Source organism: Streptococcus danieliae (assembly GCF_009767945.1).
GTDB classification, from domain to species: domain Bacteria; phylum Bacillota; class Bacilli; order Lactobacillales; family Streptococcaceae; genus Streptococcus; species Streptococcus danieliae.
The window spans coordinates 1-630 of record NZ_WSRS01000183.1; the positions used below are offsets into that span (position 1 = coordinate 1).

Here is a 630-nt window from a genome sequence, read left to right on the forward strand (position 1 = left end):
TACACTCCTGAAATGAATCCAATCGAGCAGGTGTGGACTGAGATTCGTAAAAGAGGATTCAAAAACAAAGCCTTTAAAACACTTGAGGAAGTGATAGATAAACTACAAGAAGTGATTCAAAATTTGCATTGGTCTGATCTAAAATCTATTGTCCATAGAGAATGGCTTTTTCAGATTTTGAATTTCAATGAGTATAAATTGTCTAAAGTTTATCATATTCCGAATAATTATCAATCCTTTTTTTAAATGATAGTTGTTTCGAAAAGAAAAAGGACCTGGTCACAAGACCAAGTCCAAGCTGTCTAAACGACTCTCCTGGTATGAGAGGGAAGGAAAATCAGCCATCACTGAGCCCCTCATACTCTCTCTATTTACATCCACACGTCCCTAGCTTCGAGTTGCCTAACTTCAATTATGCCTGCCTCTCGCTACCTGTGAGTGTAAGCTAGTTTGAGTATTTGATTTTAAGATGGAATTAGTATCAGCTCTCAGAGACTTCTTACAAACGTCAAGAAGCAGGATGGACAGATTGTAAGCGCCCAATAACAAGGTATCTTCCGATAAAGTAGAAATCTAGCTATACTAGTCTCAGAAAACATGAGTAGAGGAGATTGGTTTAGTGGATGCGAA

The 630-nt window shown here is 37.8% G+C and carries 1 pseudogene; it reads left to right on the forward strand.

Annotation, left to right across the window (positions count from 1 at the left end):
* A pseudogene (locus E5983_RS09345) lies at positions 1-246 on the forward strand (hypothetical protein); the annotation flags it as partial.
* Between the last annotated feature and the right edge of the window lie 384 nt (positions 247-630).